Origin of the sequence: Marinifilum sp. RC60d5, assembly GCF_052400665.1 — a bacterium.
GTDB lineage: Bacteria > Bacteroidota > Bacteroidia > Bacteroidales > Marinifilaceae > JBQTGK01.
Window position 1 is genome coordinate 257,567 of sequence record NZ_JBQTGK010000003.1, and the last position, 20,400, is coordinate 277,966.

Genomic DNA, 20,400 nt, shown 5'->3' on the forward strand with positions numbered 1-20,400 from the left:
AAAAGAAATAAAACGTACATTAATTCACTTAAATCATCAGTTCGATTTGCAGTGATATAGATAATATTAAAAACAAAGGGTTATGTTGAAAGGAAATTATAAAAAGTTTTACGAGGAGATTAAATCTGATATTGAAACATCACGATTATATACTGATGAAATTAGAAACTTAGCCTATGGAACGGATGCTGGTTTTTACCGTTTGACACCTAAAATTGTAATTCGAGCTCAAAACGAAAAAGAAGTTACCAAAGCTATTAAATTGGCTAACAAATACGATTTGCCAGTTACATTTAGAGCTGCAGGAACAAGTTTAGCTGGACAGGCAATTACCGATTCTATTCTAATTTTTGCCGGAAAGAATTGGGAAGGTTACGAAGTATTAAAAGATGGATCTGAAATTCGTATGCAGCCAGGTTTGGTTGGTGCACGTATCAATAAAATTCTTGCTCCTTACGGACAAAAATTAGGTCCCGATCCTGCTTCTATCAATTCTGCATTGATTGGTGGTATTGTAATGAATAATGCTTCGGGAATGAATTGTGGTACTCACGAAAATTCATACAAAACCATTCGTTCTGCTCGTTTAATTTTTGCCGATGGTACTGTTTTAGATACTGGTAGCGATGAAAGTAAAAAAGCCTTTATGCAATCGCATGGCGATTTTGTTCGTAAAATCGAAGAAATTAGAGATCGTGTTAGAGCTAATAAAAAATTAGCCGATCGTATTCGCTACAAGTACAGTATTAAAAATACAACAGGCTTAAGCATTAATCCTTTCATCGATTATGATGATCCTTTTCAAATTATAGTAAACCTAATGGTTGGTTCTGAAGGTACTTTGGCCTTTATGTCAGAGTTAACCATGAAAACGGTCGTGAATCACAAGTTTAAGGCCAGTGCAATGATCTATTTCCATGATATTGTTACTGCTTGTCAATCGGTTGTAACCATGAAACCAGGTCCGGTACATGGCGCTGAAATGCTTGATCGAATTGCATTGCGATCGGTTGAAGATTCTGATGGTATTCCTGCTTTTATTAAAGATTTTCCTGATGGAGTTACAGCGATATTGGTGGAAACACTTGCCAATAGTCAGGAAGAATTGGATGGCAATATCAAAGAGATAAAAAATCTGTTATCGGCTTATGAAACTGTTCGTCCTATCGAGTTTACCGATAAACCAGAGGAATACTCTAAATATTGGGATATCCGTAAAGGTGTTTTTCCAGCTGTAGGAGGACTGAGAGAAACAGGTACTACTTGTATAATTGAGGATGTGGCTTTCCATATTGAAGATTTACCTAAGGCAACTTTGGATTTGCAGGAGTTGATTGCGAAATATGGATATAAGGATGGCGTAATTTATGGTCATGCTTTAGAAGGTAACTTCCACTTTATCTTTAATCAGAATTTTGATAAGCCAGAAGAACTGGAACAGTATATCAATTTTATGGGTGAGGTAGATAATTTGGTGGTTGATAAGTACGATGGTTCGCTTAAGGCAGAGCATGGTACAGGTAGAAATATGGCACCGTTTGTAAAACACGAATGGGGAGAAGAAGCTTACGAATTAATGAAAGAAGTGAAGCAGCTTTTCGATCCTAAGAACCTACTAAATCCTGGTGTAATTATTAATGATGATCCAAATTGTTATACTAAAAACTTCAAAACTTTAATGCCTGTTCACGATATTGTTGACAAATGTATTGAGTGTGGTTTTTGTGAAGTAAATTGTTTAACAGCAGGATTTTCTCTTTCGGCTCGTCAACGCACGGTTGTGCAGCGCGAAATTAAAAGACTGGAAACTACTGGCGAAAATTCAGAAAGATTAGCGGAGTTAAGAAAAGGTTTCGTTTATCTTGGAGAACAAACTTGTGCTGGTGATGGATTGTGTGCAACATCTTGTCCTGTTGGTATTGATACTGGTAAGTACATCAAATATTTAAGATCCTTAAATGTTGATACTCCTCGTGCTCAAAAAATAAGTGCTAAAGTTGCTGATAATTTCTCAACTGTAGGTTCTACAATTCGCGGAGGCTTAAAATTTGTGAATGGTGTACATACAGTTATGGGCTCGACTTTACTTGGTGGAATTGCCGGTGGATTTAGAAAATTAAGTGGTAATAATATTCCATTATGGACACCAGCCATGCCGAAAGGGGTAAGCGGGCCTAAACCTAAAGAAATTAATCAGGAAAATCCTTTAAAAGTAGTGTATTTCCCATCTTGTATTGCACAAACTATGGGACCTGCAAAAGGAGATCCATATAAAGAGCCATTGCATAAGGTAACACAAAAATTACTTGAAAAAGCCGGTTATGAGGTTATTTTCCCTGATGGAATGAGTAATTTATGTTGTGGTACGCCTTGGGAGAGTAAAGGGCTTATAAAGCATGCTGATCAGAAATCTTCTGAATTAGAAGCTGCACTTGTAAAAGCTTCCGAGAATGGAAAATATCCTGTTTTGTGTGATACTTCACCTTGTTTGTATAGAATGAGAAGAGTAATGGATAAAACATTGAAACTTTACGAACCAGTTGAGTTTATTCATGAATTTTTAATGGATAAATTAGAGTTCACTAAGGTTGATGAAGTGATTGCCGTACACCCAACTTGTACAACTACAAAAATGGGGTTAACACCTGTATTAAAAGCTGTAGCTGAAGCATGTGCTACTCATGTTATTTTACCAGAAGAGGTAGGATGTTGTGGTTTTGCCGGAGATAGAGGATTTAACTTCCCAGAGGTAAATAAATATGCGCTTCGTAAACTTCGTCCTGTAATTGATCAGTCAAAAGTAGTAGCAGGTTATTCAAATAGCAGAACGTGTGAAATTGGTCTAAGTACTAATGGAGGTGTACCTTATATGTCAATTATTTATTTGGTTGATAGAGTAAGTGTGGCAAAGGCCGAAACTCCTAAATTCAAGAAAAAAACACGCAAAAAAGAAAAAGTTGCGATCTAGTTAATTTATATGAGTTAATAGTAAAACAAGCAGGCACGATTATTTGCAAAATTATATGGTCGTGTCTGCTTTTTAAACCCAAATTAATTTAATAATCCTTAAAAAAGCATTAATTGAGTTTGTTCCAGCTAATGTTTGTTCCTAAAATTTAAACTATGAAAAAACTATTGGTAGTATTCTTAGCGCTTTTACCTGTCATTACTATTGCGCAGAAAAAAGAAGAAGTAAAAGTGAAATTAAGTGGTTTTGCAACTGCTGAAGCAATTTACGATACTCGAGAGTCGGTTACAGCTCGTGAAGGGGATGTTCTTTTATATCCAGCAGCAAAATCTTTTGATGCGAATGGTGCAGATAAAAATGACCGCTCTGAATTGTTCATGACTACTATTCATTCTCGATTAAATGTTGGAGTAACTGGATTTACGGCTTTCGGAGCTAAAGGATCCGCAACTGTTCAAGGTGATTTTGCAGGTACTTCGGAAAGTACAACTGGCTTATTTCGTTTGAGACATGCATTTGTTAAATTAGACTGGGGAAAAGATGAGCTTTTATTAGGAAAAACCTGGCACCCAATGTTTGTTACTTCATGTTTTCCAGATGTATTACATTGGAATGGTGGTTTGCCATTTAATGTATTGGCCAGAGCTCCTCAGTTAAGATATACACGCGAGTTAGGAGATAAAGGTTATGCCTTTATTGCTGCATTATCCGAAATGGATGCTAAATCTACTGGTTCTGATGGTGCTAATCCAAAATATGTGCAACAATCTGGTATTCCTGAATTTTCAGCTCAGGTAAAATATGATCTTGCAAAAGGGTTTACCTTAGGAGCAACTGCAGGTTATAAATTTTTAAAGCCACTTACTGAAACTGTTGGCACATCGTTGAAAACCGATGAACTACTTTCGTGTTATCAAATGAATGCCTGGATGACTTTAAAAACTGATAAATTTGTTTGGAATTTGCAGACTATTTATGGACAAAACATGTATAATTTTGTTATGCTTGGTGGTTATGGCGTTAAAAATGTGAAAGCCAATGGAGAATACGAATATACAAATATTAAAACTTCTTCAATTTGGTCTGATATACATACAACAACTGGTAATGTTCGCTATGGATTATTTGCAGGCTACACTAAAAATTTAGGTGCCGATGATGATTTGGCTACTGATCTTGACGGTGACTTTGTAGGTCTTTACAGTCGAGGTTCAAATATCGATTATGTGTATCAAGTGGGTCCTAGGTTAGAGTTATATTCTGGTAAATTTATGGTAGGAGCTCAGGTGCTATATACTGCTGCTGCTTATGGTACCACAGCGATAACAGGTAAGGTTGAAAATTCTTCTGAAGTTGATAGTTACCGTATGTCATTACATGTTAAATACTCTTTTTAGTAATTCGGAATTATAAATACTCTGTTTTTCATTTTTGTACGTTTAGTCGGTTGTTATAAACAACTGCATTTTTCGCCTCAGCATATTTGTTGAGGCGATTTTTTTTGAATTATACTTTCTTTTTTTTTGCAAATTAAGGATGAAATTAATTGTTCATATTAAAAAAAATATTTTTATATATAATATTGTGATTCAATATTTGTTATGTAGAAACACTATAAAAAACATGCAATTGTAATAAGAATGCATTAATAATTGAAAAATAACTTTATCTTTAAATCTATTACTACCAATTGGTAGATATGAGTTAAGAATATAACCTTACGATTGGTTAGTAGGTTAATTAACCCCTTTAGAATTGTGCCCGTGATTCCCCTATGTCACGGGCTATTTTTTTTTAATTTTTAAAAATAAAAAAAAGGTAACTCTTTATTAAAGAGTTACCTATGGGTTGATTTTTAGTTTATTATGATCTACATAAAGGATCAGCACCTATGGTACCAACTAAACTTTCAAGATATTCTTTTGATTTAACCTTATTCAGATTTAGTTTTGCTTTTTCGTATCGCGCTTCCAAACTTAATTCTTTTTTCCATTCAGAATTTAATTTGTTAGCCATGAACGATTCAAGATAAGAAATCTGCTTTTGGTAAAATTCAATATCAATTTGTTGCTTGCGCTCTAACCTTTCTTTATACCAATCAGAATTTACAACCAATTCTCTGTCGAATTGTTTTCTCAGTTCAGGATCAGAAATTTCTTTTCCATCATATTTTCCGTAAGCCATAATGCTTAGAAGAATTTTTAATGGTGGAATTGCAGCTTCAATACTCTTATCCTTAAAGTAATTGATTGCTACTTTTTCCTGTGCTTCGCAAATGTTTTTAATTCCATCTACATAAGCTTCCATATCCTGAATTTCAGGTTGCAGCATTCTTTCGTTAAATACATTTTGAGGTTCATCAAAAATGCGATTCATATAACGGAATAAGAATTCTTCAGTGATTCGATATCCCAAACGACTGGCATGAATTTTTTCTCCTTTATACTCAAAATCGTTTAGTTTTTCTAAAGACCCTTCTTTAATCAATAATTTTGGATCACGAGTTTCTTCTTTTAATCTACACCAAAGTTCAGGAATCAATAATGAAACATCATGATCGAAACGATTCTCTGTTCCTACATGTCCTGCAGCTGAAGAGAAACCCTGATATCCGGTAAGAATATAAGAAAGCAATGCATTATTAAGGTCGGTTGTTGGAGTCAACATATTAAAAGGACCTTTTGTAAGTGCACCTTCTGTTCCTGCTCCTGTTGTCGATGGTGATTTCCCTGTTAAACTACAGATAAAGTCCATAAACAATTCAGGTAATTCCTGGTAATGAATTGGATTGTATACACTTAAAGCGCGTATTCCAGCTTCTTTTTCAGGTGGATTGTTTCTTCTTCCTGGTAATACAGCGTTTACCGGATGGTGAACCGGCATATTCAAAGGGATTCTACGTGCCAAACGAATTCCTATTTCAGCCAAACGGTCATCAACAGGATTTACCAAGTCTGGTCGTATTTGAAGATATCTAGGGTTTTTAGATGGTGCTCCATCAACAATTCTAGGATGCGATGGAGTAATAAAGTAATTTGACTTTTTACTTTCTGCTCCTTGCTTAATTAATTCCTGAATTGGTTTGGTGTACATATCAAAACCAATAGCATCGGCTACTAATTCTTTACCATCTTCGGTAGTTAATGGCTCGTAGTTCGATGTGAAATTATTTCTCATGGAAAGATCAGCTTCAGCTTCTTTGTCGTAACCTCTATGGATTGCTTCATCAGGTCGCTGGAAGAATCTCTTCTCACAGTTTGTAGTGATTTTTACACTCTTATTATCATAAGCCTCGTTCAAATGATTCAGACTGTTTGCTGGTAATACAACTGAAGCCGTAATGTCATCTTCCATTTGAATTTTAGCTGCGGCAATAAAGTCCTGACGCAGTTTATTCAAATACCATGAATTATCATCAGCAAAACCAACACGAAGGTAGCTTGCAACAATTTTTCGGTTGTTGAATAATAACTCATGACCTTTTCTTCCGTTAATAACGTCAACCGAAAAGAAATCTCTCCAATTACTGTTTGTGCGATCAGGACGATAGAATCGTTTTATGAATAATACCAACGCTTTAACATGATCAGGAATTGAGTGTAAGAATTCATTGTACTCTTCGGTATAGTATTTCGATGGAGTTAATAGTTTTACAACCGAACCTAAAGATCTTTCGGAACTTAAAATTGTTCTTGAAGGAGTTGTTCTGTTTGGATGATCTTTCCAGCGTTGAGTGTAATCGTGATTAATTACCTCATCAGCTAAATTAAAATCTTTTTCCATGTCCTGAACATAGAAAGAACTATAAATAATCGCATTTAAAAGAGATTTAGAAATCTCAGATTTTCCTCCACCAGAAACAGTACATGGCTTGTGGCAAAATGTTCCTTCCGAAGCAGTACTTACAAGTCTCCATGATGGGGCAGAAGGGTGCTTCTCCATGTGCATCTTATATCCCGATGGGTGCACATAATAGTTATCAGGAACTAAACGAATGCTTTGTTCCTGTCCATCTTTTATCCAGCTTACTTTGCTTTCATATACATCAATGTTTGCATTTTCATTGATATAATAGATGTTTGGATATTCTTTATCAATAGCAAAACCTTCAGGGTAAACATCAATAGTTTCGCCAAATTGTTTAACTAATTCATCGTAGCTGTATTGTTTTTTCAATACATTTTTCATGAATAGAGTTCCACTAAAACCATCACCTAAGTTCTTTCTAGGGAATGCAATTGCACCTCCGGCATGTTCTTCTTCGGCTAAACCATATAAGTTTGCAGAAAAACTGATTTGGGTTTTAATCTCTTTTTTAGAGTAACCGAAATAATTGTCGGCTATTAAAGTAATAACTACACCTTTTTCGCTACGACAAGTTAATTTAAATGGTTGACCATCATTGTACAATTCAGTTTCGCTTTTCCAACATACTCCGTCACGTTTTTGACGCTCAGTAGCTTCGTTGTAATGAGGTAAGCCTAACTCTTTTTTTGTAAGATCAAGTAATTGTGGCGCCAAAACAATACATCCAGTATGTCCGGTCCAATGTTCAATATCTAAACCAGCATCATTTGCCGGAATATTAGGATCACCTGCATTACCAAAAATAGATTCAACAAAATCGAGGTTACTAACTAAGCTACCTGGAGCAAAAAAACGGACTTCCATTGATTTTTGTTCGATAACTCCTTTTACTTCCGGACAAACAATTGGACGTAGTAAAAGAGAAACCATCATTTTTACTTTTTCATCCTGAGTTGCAGTAAAAGGTAATAGTTGAGTATCATCATCAGTAGGAGGATTAAAAGCAGCATTTAAAAAATTTGCAAATGCTTTTTTAGGTACTTCAATTTTATCTAATGGTACTGGTAAACTGCCATCAACAATATGGAAAGAACCTTTTGTAGTTCTTCTATCGTGTTTTGGATTGTGAAGTACTCCTTGTTTTATTCTGTACGAACTTAAGAGTTTAGTAATATGTTCGTCTTTGTTCGGTGGTAAACTTAGTTCTCTAGCAATACCAGGTTGATCCAAAATAAATGTTGAAGTAGGTAGATTTGCTACTTCACTATCTGTGTCTTTAAGATAATCATTTAGAAAATCTTGTATACGTTGATCCGCAGGACATAAGTGGTCTGCCAGTAAACGGGATTTTGCCCGATAGTTTTGAATCAAGCTGTCTGTTAATTCGATGAATTTAGAATCAGCCAGTTGCTCTCCATTTTTTAGGGAATCACCTTTGTAAATAGGTTGCCCCATTGCAGCCAACTGAAGGTTAATGTAACGAATCAGGTTTTTTTGATTGTTTTTTGCCTTCTTTGGTTTTTTTTCAGTTACGCTTGGTTTTTTACTTTGCATATATCTCCAATTTTTATTTGCTTAGGGAATGACGGAACCAAATTTACTTTATTTTTTTACTTCGCAAAAATTCCTGCATTCCTTACTATTATTCCAATCCCTTTAATTTAACCGTGCTATTTTTAGACTGTTAAAATTGGATGAATCGAAAACGATTTCATGTTGAAGGTTTGATGTTAATTTAGATTAAATATAAATTAATAAAATTTTAAGAATTAAAAAAATAATGATGTTGTTGATACTAAATAAGTATAAAATTTAGTCAATTTTTATCGTTTTAAATGAAATAAACCTATTTTTTATGAAAAAGGAAGTAGGAAATAAGCTTATTTGTTAAGATGTTTTGATTGTTTGGAATATTTGCACCTAAAGAAATTTTGATTTTGTAATTTTGATCTTTCAACATTAATTTTACTAAGAATGCGTAGAGTTTATACTATTGGCGATTGTGTTTTAGATTTATTTTTCGAAAACAATAAACCTGTGGATGCAAGGCCCGGAGGATCATTTTTGAATTCATCAGTTAGTCTGGGAAGATTGGGTGCAAGTGTTTCCTTAATTAGTGAACTGGGAATTGATCGTATTGGAAATCAGATTTTAGATTTTTTGAAAGTCAATAATGTGAACACCGATCATATTGCTCAATTTAGTGATACTAATTCTAATTTGGCAATTGCCTTTCTCGATGAGCAAAAAAATGCGGAATATTCCTTTTACAAGACGCGAAAAGGATTAGATACATGTATTAAATTTCCTAAAAATATTAAAAGTGGAGATGTAATTCTGTTTGGATCCTTTTTGGCTATAAAAAAAGAATTTAGACCTGCATTGATTCGATTTTTAAAGGAGAGTAGATCGAAAGGAGCTTTGATAATTTATGATCCAAATTTTAGAGCACAACATCTCCCATTACTTCATGAAGTAGTACCATTTATAAAGGAGAATATTGAAGTCGCCAATTTAGTTAAAGGTTCCGATGAGGATTTTAAATTAATTTGTAATGCAAATTCAGCGAAAGATGCCAACAAATGGATTAGAGGTTTTTCATCTGCTACATTAGTTTATACAGCTAATAAAAACGCTGTAGTTGTGTGTACTGATGAAACATATAGTTTCGAGGTACCCAAGATTACACCAGTTAGTACGGTTGGTGCAGGTGATACAGTGAATGCATCTATTGCGTATTTTTTGCTTAGAGAAAACATTAATGCTGAACAAATTAATAAATTAGGAAAAGAACAAGTACGGGAATTGGTTAAAATTGCGATAAAATTTTCTCAGGAAGTTTGTTTGGGCTATGATAATTTTATTAGTACTGATATGGGAGAAGAATTTAGGCTATAAAAAACACCCCAAGAATGAATCTATGGGGCGTTTTTACTACATACAATTTACTGAATAAGAAAAGTAGCCGGACAAGGAAACTTTTCTCACCCCTTAATTCCGAAGATTGTAAAAAGGTAACCCTTAAAAAGTAAGTATTTTTATGTTTTTGTATGAACGATATATTTATGTGGATTAATAGTTTAATTTAACTGATTAAACTCGAGTAATGTGTTTCTTCTTAAGAATATTTAATGCTGTTAGCCAATTTGCCTTAGTTTGTGAAATCATATAAAAATAGTAACTAGAGAATACAAGCTTTAACTTGTCGATTGTTTACTTCTTCTTAAGGTGCAAGTCTTCTTGTTTTCCATTCGTTTTTTTCTAAATAGTATTCAATTCTGTCGTTTAAACGATTTTCCCGGCCTTGCCAAAATTCGAAAAGTTCCGGAATTATTCTATAGCCACCCCAAAAAACAGGTCTTTTAATTTGCTTATTGGTTTGAGATTTAAAATCTCTAATAATTTTATTTAGGTAGTCTCTGTTTTCAATTGCTTTGCTTTGCGGAGAAACAGAAGCTGCGATTCGACTTCCTAAAGGTCTTTCCAAAAAGTATTTATCAGATACATTTGAGGGGAGTTTTTCAACTTTTCCTTCAATTCTAATTTGTCTTTCTAATTCTGGCCAGAAAAACACAATGGCTGCGTAAGCATTGCTTTTTAGTTCTATTCCTTTTCTGCTATCATAATTGGTAAAAAAGCAAAAGCCTTGGTCGTCATATTTTTTAAGTAAGACAATTCGGGCCGAAGGTTTCCCTGTAAGTGAACATGTTGCCAACGTCATTGCATTTGCATCAGCAATATTTTTATCAATAGCATGTTGTAGCCAACTGGAAAACTGAATAAACGGGTTCGTGTTAATTTCAGATTCTAGTAGTTGGGTTTTTCCATATTCGTGTCTAATTTTTTTGAAATCATCTTTTAAAGCCATCTTATTGTAAAAGATTAATTGTTATTTGGATCGGTAAGAATATTTGGTTCAATACTTAAACCAGTGTAATTAAAATAGTAATGACCATCTTTTTCGGGGAACTGCATTCCTTGTTCGTTTTCAGCATCGGCATTGGCAATTCCCACATGGGCAAATAGAATTTTAGCTTTATGTTTACTGGCGTGCTTAATAATTTCTTCGGCCGCAAGCGGGCTTAGCGACCCAATATCTGGGTAAGTACTTGTTTTTACAACGATAAAATGCATTTCGTCGTTTTTCTTAGCTAATATTTGGGGATTTTTTTCGAATTCGATATTTACCGATACAATTTCGAATTCATCTTTTATATGCTTGTAAACCCATTTAATTCCTAATTCGTGTAGTTCTTCTCCGTTTAGTCTTTTATTATTCATATTGTGATTTGTTCATTCTACATGCGAATATCTTCTTTAATTAAAACAATTCCAAATAGAAAAAGTCTTACTGTTAAAAATATAACTATTGAAATAGAATTGTGCATAAAAAATGTTGTCCATAAATTCTATAAATGTTACATTGTAATTGTATACTAATTCTTTAATTGTAAGCCTATGCTTAATGTTGCATTGTTCGGACCTCCGGGAGCAGGAAAAGGAACTCAATCGGAATTTTTAATAAAGAAATATAATTTGTTTTACATCTCTACAGGCGATTTATTGCGTAAAGAGATAAAAGAAAAAAGTAGATTGGGTTTAGCTGCTCAGGGAATTATAGCTGCAGGAGGCTTGGTTTCTGATGAGATTATTGTTCAGATTATTGAGAAAACAATAACGGAAAATCCGGATGCCAGTGGTTTTTTGTTTGATGGTTTTCCCAGAACTTATATTCAAGCCTACATATTGGAAGGCTTAATGATAAAATTAAATACTTCGCTTAATTGTTTGATTAGTCTTGAGGTAGAAGAAGAAGTTTCGGTAACTCGCTTGTTAAATCGTGGTAAAACATCTGGTAGATCAGATGATAATGAGGTGGTTATTCGAAATCGATTAGCAGAATATCAGGATAAAACCATGCCTGTTTTACAGTTTTATAAAGATAAGGGTATTTATTTTGGATTAAATGGAAATCAGGCTATTGATATTGTAAGTCTCGATATTCAAAAAATTATTAATACTGAGTTGGCTAAAAACTTATTTAATGTAGTGTTGTTTGGTTATCCGGGATCGGGAAGAGGTTCGCAGGGTATTGCTTTGGCTAAGAAATTTGGTTTGGAGTATGTAGCAACCGGACAAATGCTCGAACGTGAGATTAAGAATAAATCGGAGCTTGGCAAACGTATTAATGAATTGTATGAAAATGGAGAATTGGTACCCGACGAAATTGTAGTTCAATTGATAGAGAAGAAAATTGAAAATTCTAATGGTGTAAAGGGTTTTATATTTAAAGGTTTTCCGCGTACTCTTGTACAATCTTACATTCTTGATGGTTTGCTAAAAAAGCATGGTTCTCAAATTTCTAAGATAGTAGAAATTGAAGTACCTACTTTAGAATTAATTAGTCGATTAGATGCCAGAAGTAAAACCAATAGATGTATGCCTTACGATAGAGACACGTCTAAAATTGTAAAGCGTTTGCAAGAACATGAAAATAAAACTGTGCCGGTAATTGAAAAATATAATCAACTGCATGGTGTAATAAAGATTGACGGTATGGGCGATTTCGATTTGGTTTTTGAACGGATATCAGAAGAATTGGAAAAATCCTGAAGCATCTCTGTAACTAAGTTTCTATATTTTATTCTGGGATTCTATTTTCGGAGTATCAATAGTTTAGTATTTTAAATGCCAATATAATCTAACGATAGGATTATGTTGAGGATTGGGATGCATGTAAATATCTAATCTTTACTACAATTTTGACACAAGGGTTCTAGATTAATTCGGGAAATTTTTTTATCCAGCGATTTGTGCAGCTTATTTAGTTTATCACAAGGATATTCTTCACATTCGGCACAGGTTTTAATTAGTTTTTTTCGTGCACATTCTCTTACCTCACAATCCTGACAATGCTGAAACTTTTTACCCCAGGGTTCGCGGCATCCTTTACAGGTAATTTCGCAGGCTTCGTATTCATGATTTTCATCAGACCAAAGTTTGGCAATTCTAATTTTGGCTTTCTCCTGATGCTTTTGGGTAGCAACATAAACCGGACAGGTAGAACAATCTATTCCGCAGTAAGCAATTCTTTTTTTATCCATGTTTTATTGAGTGTTAGGTACAATAATAATTACTTACATTTTAGTGTTTTTGTTTCAGCAGATACATATAAAAACAATCAAGATTTAATTTCTTATTATTTAAAGTAAGTTAAATGGAGAAAAATCTTTAATAAATGGAATAGAAGCGAAAATAAGAATGAAAAAATCAATTATCTACTAATTATTTTCGTAAAAATATCTTCATAAATGTTACTATAATCTTATGTTCTTTTTTACAAAATAATTATGCTTTAGTAATGTAGAAATAAAAAGAGTTCTTGTAACAGAACTCTTTTTTGTAGCTGATTCGATTTATAAAAAAAGAATACCTGCTTTTTTACAGGTTTCCCTTAGTTCGTCGGGCCATATACTCGATTGAACTTCTCCAATATGTGCTTTTTGAAGTAAATACATGCACAGGCGCGATTGTCCAATTCCTCCACCAATTGAATAAGGTAATTTACCATCCAGTAGTTTCTTATGAAACATTAGCTCAGTTCGTTTTTCTTCACCTTTAATTTTAAGTTGCTTTAACAAAGCCTCTTTATCCACTCGAATTCCCATCGATGAGATTTCAAAAGCCTGTTCTAAAATAGGATTCCATAAAAGAATATCGCCATTTAAACCATGGTACCCATTTTTAGTTGGAGTTGTCCAGTCATCGTAGTCTGGAGCTCTGCCATCATGAGGTTCGCCGTTGGCAAGCTGGCCACCAATTCCCATAATAAATACGGCACCAAATTTTTTAGCTACTATACTTTCTCTTTCCTTTGAGCTTAAGTCCGGATAGTCAGCTAACAGATCTTCTGCATGAATAAAAGTAATTGTCTCGGGCAATTGTGGTTTTAATGCCGGATAATACTCATTTAATAGGTATTCAGTTCTTTTTAATGATGCGTAAATCTGTTTCACATTCTGTTTAAGAAATTCAAGTTGTCGTTCTTCTTTATTGATTGATTTTTCCCAATCCCACTGATCTACATAAATAGAGTGCAGGTTCGTAAAATCTTCATCAGGTCGCAAGGCATTCATGTCTGTATATATTCCTTTTCCGGCAGGAATTTGAAGCTCACCAAGCATGTATCTCTTCCATTTTGCCAAAGAATGAACAACTTCGGCTGTTTGGTCTGCTAAACCTTTAATTGGAAAGGCTACAGGGCGCTCTATTCCATTTAAGTCATCGTTTAAACCAGTGCCTCTCATTACAATCATAGGAGCGGTAACTCTTCTTAATTTTAATTCCGACGATAATTGTACTTGAAACTGATCTTTAATAAATTTAATTGCTTTTTCGGTAGCTTCCGGATCTAGTGAGCTTTGATAGTTTTTAGGAATAATTAAGTTTTTCATGCTTTTTAATTTTGGTTATTAGATAAATATGTTAAAATAAAAAAGCCTTTCTTTGTGGGCGAGAAAGGCTTACTATGCGATATAGCAATATCCTTTCTTACCCAGTAGGAGAATTAGTATTGCTGTTATTGTAGTAAAAATGGTTCATTGTGTATAAATGTAAAAAGCCTTCCTAAAAATTTTTTAGGAAGGCTTTTAATAAAGTATTTTAAAAATATCTATAAGCTTTCCCATTCCAATGAATTATTATTCATCAGATTATTGAAAAAGATAGTATTGATATTTACTTGTTTCATGATTTATTTTGCTTGTAACAAATGTATGTTATTATATTGAAGTGCCAAAGTCTTACTTATTTAAAAGTTTACAATTTTTTACAGAAATGATATAGTTATGTACAGTTAAAAACTATTAATTATCACAATAGCAATGTTTTGTATGTGTTTTATTGAATTTTGGAATAAAAACGAAAATAATCAAATATTTGTTTAGTATTTAAATCAAATTACGTACATTTACTACGTAATAATTTTAAATTTTTTAAGTAATGCCTACAGGTACAGTAAAATTTTTTAACGAATCTAAGGGATTTGGGTTCATTAAAAACAGTGAAACACAAGAAGACATTTTTGTTCATGTTACAGGTTTGATCGATAAAATCGACCAAGGTGATAATGTAACTTATGATGTTGTAGAAGGAAAAAAAGGATTAAATGCGGTTAATGTAAAAATTGACTAATTTATCATTACAATATTTTTCCTTAGTTAAGCTCAATTTTAAATTGAGCTTTTTTTGGCTCTTATAACAATTGCTAAAGATAATTAATAGCAATAGGAAATATTTTTAAAAGTAAGATTTCACTATTTTTGTGCTATGATTAATAAAACCGAGGCTTTAGACTCATTAAATAAAATGTGCTCCGATACTTTAATGGAGCATCTGGGAATTGTTTATACCGAAGTGGGCGACGATTATTTGCTTGCTGAAATGGAGGTATCATCTAAACATTGGCAACCGATGGGAATTCTGCATGGAGGGGCTACTCTTGCATTGTGCGAATCGGCAGGAAGTGCATTGTCGGTAATTCATACCGATTTAAGTAAGTACGATGTAAAAGGTATGGAAATAAATGCCAACCATGTTCGGAGTACCCGTAAAGGAAAAATTATTGCTAAAGCTAAATTTATTCATAGGGGAAAACTGACACATCTTGTGGAAGTTAACGTGTTAAACGAACAGAAAAAACTTATTTCTGTTTGTAGAATTACCAATGTGATTATTAAAAAGTAGAAATGGATAGTTTGGATGACAAGAACAACAAGCGAATTCGAATTCTTCGCAAGTGTTTGAATAAAAATATTGCATTTTTTGCTTACTCATTACCAAATACAAAAGAAATTATTGCTGGAGTTCAAATTAAGAACGAGGCAAAAACGTATGAGGATTTATCTGATTTAGAAGGGTGTGAAGGTTTTGTGTTTTCTCCTTTCGATCAAAAAGGACCGCGAAAATCTTATTTTATTCGGAATGATATTGATTTTGATGATCCAATTACAGAGGATATTGAACTAATCGATAATTTTGTAGAAGAAGAAAGCCATATCCACGAAAGTGAGAGAGAGGAGTATGCGCAACAAATTGTTCGTATGCTTGATAAATTAAAACAGAAAAAGCTCGATAAAGTTATTCTATCGAGAATTTATGTTCTTAATAAACCTGGGCGATTACAGGCAATTTCTTATTTCTTAAAATTAAATGAGGCTTACCCAAATGCATTTGTTTCTATGCTTACTATTCCGAAAGTGGGATTGTGGATAGGTGCGAGTCCTGAAAGATTAATTGCAAGTAAGGGCAATAATCTGGAAACCGTGGCTTTGGCAGGCACACAAAAATTGGGATCGAGCCTAGTAGAAGATGTGGTTTGGGAGAGTAAGGAAATTGAAGAGCAGGCTTATGTAAGTAAGTATGTAGATAATTTATTGGAGAGTTCTAAAATATCAGATTACAAGCGAATAGGACCTTTTACTAGCAGAGCCGGAAATATAGTTCATTTAAAAACCCGTTACCAGATTAATGCCCATTTAAATTTTCAACAGAAAAGTGAATTTGTTCAGAATTTGCACCCAACGCCAGCCATTTGCGGATTGCCAAAAGAAAAAGCAATGGATTTAATTCGAAGCATTGAAAATCACGATAGAGAATATTATGCGGGATATTTAGGCCCAATAAAAGCAGATGGAAACCTTTCTTTATTTGTGAATTTAAGGTGCATGAAGGTTTTTGAAAATAAAATGGCTCTTTATGTAGGCGGAGGTATTACTGCCGAATCGGATCCCGAAAAAGAGTGGGAAGAAACCTGTTTTAAAGCGCAAACTCTCTTAAATGTGATTAAATAGGTGAAATTATTTTAAATTTGGGGTGACTAAACACAAAGGCAAACGCAGGAAGTGAAACTATTTTCACAAGTGGAGTGAGCTATATATTATGATGTTAGATAAGATTTCTACAAGAGAAAAAAATAAAAATATGGAGCGAAAATGTTCAGATATTAAAGGAGTGAAAGAGCTTATTGATATCTGTTGGTCAAAAGGAATGGAATATGTTATTGTTTCTCCGGGTTCCAGAAATGCTCCAATTAGCATCTCTTTTGCAAAAGATGAAAGAATAAAAAGCCTGGTGATTGTTGATGAACGATCGGCAGCTTATTTTGCATTAGGAATTGCCCAACAAACCCGCAAACCGGTTGGTTTGGTTTGTACTTCGGGTACGGCTTTACTTAACTACGGACCCGCTGTAGCTGAGGCCTACTATCAAAGATTACCTTTGATTGTAATTTCGGCCGATAGACCAGCAGAATGGATTGGGCAGGATGATTCGCAGGCTTTACCGCAGGATAATGTGTTTGGGCAATTTGTAAAGGCTAGTTATCAGCTGCCTTTAGATGCCAATAATGAGGATGATTGCTGGTATTTGAATCGAATGGCTAATGAAGCTCTTACCAAATGCCAAAATGATAGATTTGGCCCTGTTCATATTAATTTTCCGCTTAGGGAACCGTTGTATGGTGTTAAAAATTATCCGGATACAAACGAGCGCGTAATTGGCAAAATTAATTCTGTTGACGAACTAGCTGCTGATACAGTTGCTGCTATTGCTGATCTTATGAATTACAATCAGAAAATTCTGATTGTGGCAGGTTTGCTTTATCAGCAGGAAGAACTAAATGAGCTGGTTGGAAAATTGGCCAGAAATAAAAATGTTGTGGTTCTTACCGAATCGGTATCTAATCTTCATAGTAAAGAATTTTTGCCTTGTATCGATCGGGTAATTTGTTCGATAAAGGAAGAAGAATTAGCCGATTTTAAACCCGATTTATTAATTAATTTTGGAGGTCCATTGGTTTCTAAAATGATAAAATCGTTTTTACGGGATGCTAAGCCTAAAGAGCACTGGTACATAGGTAAAGAGGATCATTTTATTGATACATTTAAAAATCTGACTTCCCATATTGATGTTTCTCCTTTGTCGTTTTTCAGGCAATTAGTACCTCTTATAAAAACGAGTGATAGCTTATTTTCAGAGATTTGGAAAATGAGAGATGCCGAAATAGCTGACATTCATGCCGAATATGTTTCGAAAATTGAATGGAGCGATCTAAAAGCTTTTGAGCAGATTTTAAAAGTGATTCCTGAAGGTGGAAATTTACAACTGGCCAACTCATCGGTTGTACGTTATGCACAGCTTTTTAAAACATCGCATAAACTAACTTATAATTCGAACAGAGGAACCAGTGGAATTGATGGTTGTACCTCAACAGCGGCAGGTGCGGCTTTGGTAAATGAAAATAGTACGACCTTAATAACTGGTGATATTAGTTTCTTTTACGATTCCAATGCTTTGTGGAATAAATATCTTAAGCCGAATCTTAAAATTATTCTGATTAACAATGGAGGAGGAGGTATTTTCCGATTTATATCTGGACCATCGGGAGTTGATGAGCTGGAAGAATATTTTGAAGCGGTTCAGGAATACAAAGCCGATAAACTGGCCGAAACTTATGGCTTAAATTATTTTTATGCCGAAAATCAAACGGAAGTTGAAGAAATACTTCCTGTTTTTTATGCAGCAAACGAAAAAGCTGCTGTTCTTGAAATTAAAACCCCAAGAACGATAAACGATCAAGTGTTAATTAATTATTTCAAAACTATAAAAGCTAAGGTATGACAACAAGAAAGTGGACTACCATTAAAGAATACGAAGATATTAAATTCGATTTTTTCGAAGGGATAGCAAAAATTACAATCAATCGTCCTGAGGTGTATAATGCATTTCGTCCGCAAACCAATTTCGATATGCTCGACGCCATGGATATTTGCCGCGAACGCAGTGATATTGGTGTAATTGTGTTTACAGGAGCTGGCGATAAAGCTTTTTGTTCGGGTGGCGATCAAAATGTAAAAGGTGTAGGTGGTTATATTGATGATAAAGGTGTACCTCGCTTAAATGTTTTGGATTTGCATAAGGCAATTCGTTCTATGCCCAAGCCGGTTATTGCTATGGTTAACGGTTATGCTATTGGTGGCGGACATGTTCTTCATGTGGTTTGCGATTTAACCATTGCTTCCGAGAATGCTAAATTTGGTCAAACGGGTCCTAAAGTAGGTAGTTTCGATGCCGGATTTGGATCTTCTTATCTGGCTCGTCAGGTTGGTCAGAAAAAAGCGCGTGAAATTTGGTTCCTTTGCAAGCAATACACAGCAGCCGAGGCCGAAGAAATGGGAATGGTAAATAAAGTAGTACCATTAGAGCAATTGGAAGATGAAACTGTAGATTGGTGTAAAACCATGCTTATGCGCAGCCCAATGGCTCTTCGTATGATTAAACGCGGATTAAATGCAGAACTAGACGGACAACGTGGATTAATGGAATTTGCAGGCGATGCTACTATGATGTATTACCTAATGGAAGAAGCACAGGAAGGCAAGCATGCATTTCTGGAGAAACGTGATCCTGAATTCCAGAAATTTCCAAAATTCCCAGGATAAATTCAATTCCGAATTTAGAATTACAAAGATATAAATTGATGCTCTCACTTTTGGTGGGGGTATCAATTCATACATCCCCCTTCAAAGGGGAATAGGGTCGTCTTGTTATAATCCCTACTCTCGAGAGGGGAGTAAGTGCAGTGGTGCAGCCATGTTTATTATCGGAGGGAAGTTAATTAATTTTGATGCTCTTACTCCTAGTGCGGCTATCAATAATAGATGCCTATACTAAATCTGCAATACATGATAGAATTAAAACCTCTGCATGAGCTTCATGCTCAATATTTCTACAACTGGTTTCAAGATGAAGAAGTGATTCGTTATTCTTTATCGATATTTCAAAAACTACAAACAGAAGATCAAGTAAGGGATTGGCTTACTGAAACCATAAATGATACCAAAGTCTATAAGCAGGGGATATTTTTGGAAAATACCGATCGCTTGATTGGCTATGCCGGTATTTGCGATTTATCTGTGAGTAATAAATCAGGTGAATATTTTATTTTTATTGGCGATAAAACATATTGGGGAAAAGGTGTAGGAACTGAGGTAACAAAGAAAGTTCTGCAGATTGGATTCGAAGAATTGGATTTGAACAGAATCATGCTAACTGTTTTAGAACCCAATATTGGTGGTCTTAAGGCTTACCAACGAGCAGGATTTACCATTGAAGGCAAATTGCGCGAAGCCTGTTATCGTAATGATGAATTTCACGATAAATTAGTGATGTCGGTTTTGAAGGGGGAGTTTGAGTTCTTAGACCATTAGTTTACGATTTATTAGTATTGAAAACTGTATGGCATTGTACGATTAAGAGTCACCAAATTGCTTCCGACGGATAAAGTAGGCGAAATTTATGTGGCAAAATGCTCTCGATAGATGGAGTTGTTAAAATCCACGTGGCAAAATGCTCTCGATAGATAGAGTTGGTAAAATCCACATGGCAAAATGCTCTCGATAGGTGGAGTTGTTAAAATCCACATGGCAAAATGCTCTCGATAGATGGAGTTGTTAAAATCCACGTGGCAAAATGCTCTCGATAGATAGAGTTGTTAAAATCCACGTGGCAAAATGCTCTCGATAGGTGGAGTTGTTAAAATCCACGTGGCAAAATGCTCTCGATAG

15 protein-coding genes are annotated in these 20,400 nt (G+C 34.4%); 10 read left to right on the top strand and 5 right to left on the bottom strand.

Annotated features, from left to right (window positions below):
- Nucleotides 1-82: 82 nt before the first annotated feature.
- Together ACT3CE_RS08610 and ACT3CE_RS08615 are read left to right on the top strand one after the other, a co-directional pair.
- On the top strand, nucleotides 83-2,968 hold the full coding sequence (locus ACT3CE_RS08610) for an FAD-binding and (Fe-S)-binding domain-containing protein (RefSeq protein ID WP_444709361.1): 2,886 nt from the start codon (nucleotides 83-85) through the stop codon (nucleotides 2,966-2,968).
- A gap of 155 nt (nucleotides 2,969-3,123) precedes the next feature.
- Nucleotides 3,124-4,365, top strand: a complete 1,242-nt coding sequence (locus ACT3CE_RS08615) for a hypothetical protein (RefSeq protein WP_444709362.1) — start codon at nucleotides 3,124-3,126, stop codon at nucleotides 4,363-4,365.
- Between the two features lie 466 nt (nucleotides 4,366-4,831).
- On the opposite strand, the gene ACT3CE_RS08620 is transcribed toward ACT3CE_RS08615, so the two are convergent.
- On the bottom strand, nucleotides 4,832-8,329 hold the full coding sequence (locus tag ACT3CE_RS08620; RefSeq protein ID WP_444709363.1) for a hypothetical protein: 3,498 nt from the start codon (nucleotides 8,327-8,329) through the stop codon (nucleotides 4,832-4,834).
- Nucleotides 8,330-8,749: 420 nt separating this feature from the next.
- Here ACT3CE_RS08620 and ACT3CE_RS08625 point away from each other — a divergent pair, with 420 nt between their 5' ends.
- Complete coding sequence (locus ACT3CE_RS08625; RefSeq protein ID WP_444709364.1) at nucleotides 8,750-9,673, top strand: PfkB family carbohydrate kinase; 924 nt, start codon at nucleotides 8,750-8,752, stop codon at nucleotides 9,671-9,673.
- A 325-nt stretch (nucleotides 9,674-9,998) separates the two neighbouring features.
- Here the strand turns inward: ACT3CE_RS08625 and pdxH are convergent, their stop codons facing one another.
- Nucleotides 9,999-10,643 (bottom strand): pyridoxamine 5'-phosphate oxidase, encoded by a 645-nt coding sequence (gene pdxH, locus ACT3CE_RS08630; protein ID WP_444709365.1) that lies wholly within the window; start codon nucleotides 10,641-10,643, stop codon nucleotides 9,999-10,001.
- A gap of 14 nt (nucleotides 10,644-10,657) precedes the next feature.
- Nucleotides 10,658-11,056, bottom strand: coding sequence for a hypothetical protein (locus tag ACT3CE_RS08635; protein WP_444709366.1), 399 nt, complete (start codon nucleotides 11,054-11,056; stop codon nucleotides 10,658-10,660).
- Nucleotides 11,057-11,233: 177 nt separating this feature from the next.
- Here ACT3CE_RS08635 and ACT3CE_RS08640 point away from each other — a divergent pair, with 177 nt between their 5' ends.
- The gene (locus ACT3CE_RS08640) at nucleotides 11,234-12,388 is read left to right on the top strand and encodes an adenylate kinase (protein WP_444709367.1); all 1,155 of its coding nucleotides are present in this window, start codon (nucleotides 11,234-11,236) and stop codon (nucleotides 12,386-12,388) included.
- Nucleotides 12,389-12,519: 131 nt separating this feature from the next.
- Here ACT3CE_RS08640 and ACT3CE_RS08645 read toward each other — a convergent pair whose 3' ends face one another.
- Nucleotides 12,520-12,879, bottom strand: coding sequence for a DUF3795 domain-containing protein (locus ACT3CE_RS08645; protein ID WP_444709368.1), 360 nt, complete (start codon nucleotides 12,877-12,879; stop codon nucleotides 12,520-12,522).
- A 312-nt stretch (nucleotides 12,880-13,191) separates the two neighbouring features.
- Nucleotides 13,192-14,229, bottom strand: coding sequence for an aspartate--ammonia ligase (gene asnA / locus ACT3CE_RS08650; RefSeq protein WP_444709369.1), 1,038 nt, complete (start codon nucleotides 14,227-14,229; stop codon nucleotides 13,192-13,194).
- Nucleotides 14,230-14,776: 547 nt separating this feature from the next.
- On the opposite strand from asnA, the gene ACT3CE_RS08655 reads away from it, so the two are divergent.
- From ACT3CE_RS08655 to ACT3CE_RS08680, 6 genes are all read left to right on the top strand, one after another.
- Nucleotides 14,777-14,968 (top strand): cold shock domain-containing protein, encoded by a 192-nt coding sequence (locus tag ACT3CE_RS08655; protein WP_320120138.1) that lies wholly within the window; start codon nucleotides 14,777-14,779, stop codon nucleotides 14,966-14,968.
- Between the two features lie 135 nt (nucleotides 14,969-15,103).
- Nucleotides 15,104-15,520: a PaaI family thioesterase gene (locus tag ACT3CE_RS08660; protein WP_444709370.1), complete on the top strand. Its 417-nt coding sequence runs from the start codon at nucleotides 15,104-15,106 to the stop codon at nucleotides 15,518-15,520.
- Nucleotides 15,521-15,522: 2 nt separating this feature from the next.
- Nucleotides 15,523-16,626: an isochorismate synthase gene (locus tag ACT3CE_RS08665; RefSeq protein WP_444709371.1), complete on the top strand. Its 1,104-nt coding sequence runs from the start codon at nucleotides 15,523-15,525 to the stop codon at nucleotides 16,624-16,626.
- A gap of 130 nt (nucleotides 16,627-16,756) precedes the next feature.
- Nucleotides 16,757-18,454 carry a 2-succinyl-5-enolpyruvyl-6-hydroxy-3-cyclohexene-1-carboxylic-acid synthase gene (gene menD / locus ACT3CE_RS08670; protein WP_444709372.1) on the top strand — a complete coding sequence of 566 codons (1,698 nt, stop codon included), beginning with the start codon at nucleotides 16,757-16,759 and terminating at the stop codon, nucleotides 18,452-18,454.
- A complete protein-coding gene (gene menB, locus ACT3CE_RS08675) occupies nucleotides 18,451-19,275 on the top strand; it encodes a 1,4-dihydroxy-2-naphthoyl-CoA synthase (RefSeq protein ID WP_444709373.1) in 825 nt (274 codons plus the stop codon). The genes menD and menB overlap by 4 nt, the downstream gene beginning before the upstream one ends.
- A gap of 243 nt (nucleotides 19,276-19,518) precedes the next feature.
- Nucleotides 19,519-20,043, top strand: a complete 525-nt coding sequence (locus tag ACT3CE_RS08680) for a GNAT family N-acetyltransferase (protein WP_444709374.1) — start codon at nucleotides 19,519-19,521, stop codon at nucleotides 20,041-20,043.
- Nucleotides 20,044-20,400: the final 357 nt, after the last annotated feature.

Coding starts and splice junctions, on each gene's coding strand:
- ACT3CE_RS08610 (WP_444709361.1), top strand. CDS start 83: ATGTTGAAAGGAAATTATAAAAAGTTTTACGAGGAGATTAAATCTGAT.
- ACT3CE_RS08615 (WP_444709362.1), top strand. CDS start 3,124: ATGAAAAAACTATTGGTAGTATTCTTAGCGCTTTTACCTGTCATTACT.
- ACT3CE_RS08620 (WP_444709363.1), bottom strand. CDS start 8,329: ATGCAAAGTAAAAAACCAAGCGTAACTGAAAAAAAACCAAAGAAGGCA.
- ACT3CE_RS08625 (WP_444709364.1), top strand. CDS start 8,750: ATGCGTAGAGTTTATACTATTGGCGATTGTGTTTTAGATTTATTTTTC.
- pdxH (WP_444709365.1), bottom strand. CDS start 10,643: ATGGCTTTAAAAGATGATTTCAAAAAAATTAGACACGAATATGGAAAA.
- ACT3CE_RS08635 (WP_444709366.1), bottom strand. CDS start 11,056: ATGAATAATAAAAGACTAAACGGAGAAGAACTACACGAATTAGGAATT.
- ACT3CE_RS08640 (WP_444709367.1), top strand. CDS start 11,234: ATGCTTAATGTTGCATTGTTCGGACCTCCGGGAGCAGGAAAAGGAACT.
- ACT3CE_RS08645 (WP_444709368.1), bottom strand. CDS start 12,879: ATGGATAAAAAAAGAATTGCTTACTGCGGAATAGATTGTTCTACCTGT.
- asnA (WP_444709369.1), bottom strand. CDS start 14,229: ATGAAAAACTTAATTATTCCTAAAAACTATCAAAGCTCACTAGATCCG.
- ACT3CE_RS08655 (WP_320120138.1), top strand. CDS start 14,777: ATGCCTACAGGTACAGTAAAATTTTTTAACGAATCTAAGGGATTTGGG.
- ACT3CE_RS08660 (WP_444709370.1), top strand. CDS start 15,104: ATGATTAATAAAACCGAGGCTTTAGACTCATTAAATAAAATGTGCTCC.
- ACT3CE_RS08665 (WP_444709371.1), top strand. CDS start 15,523: ATGGATAGTTTGGATGACAAGAACAACAAGCGAATTCGAATTCTTCGC.
- menD (WP_444709372.1), top strand. CDS start 16,757: ATGGAGCGAAAATGTTCAGATATTAAAGGAGTGAAAGAGCTTATTGAT.
- menB (WP_444709373.1), top strand. CDS start 18,451: ATGACAACAAGAAAGTGGACTACCATTAAAGAATACGAAGATATTAAA.
- ACT3CE_RS08680 (WP_444709374.1), top strand. CDS start 19,519: ATGATAGAATTAAAACCTCTGCATGAGCTTCATGCTCAATATTTCTAC.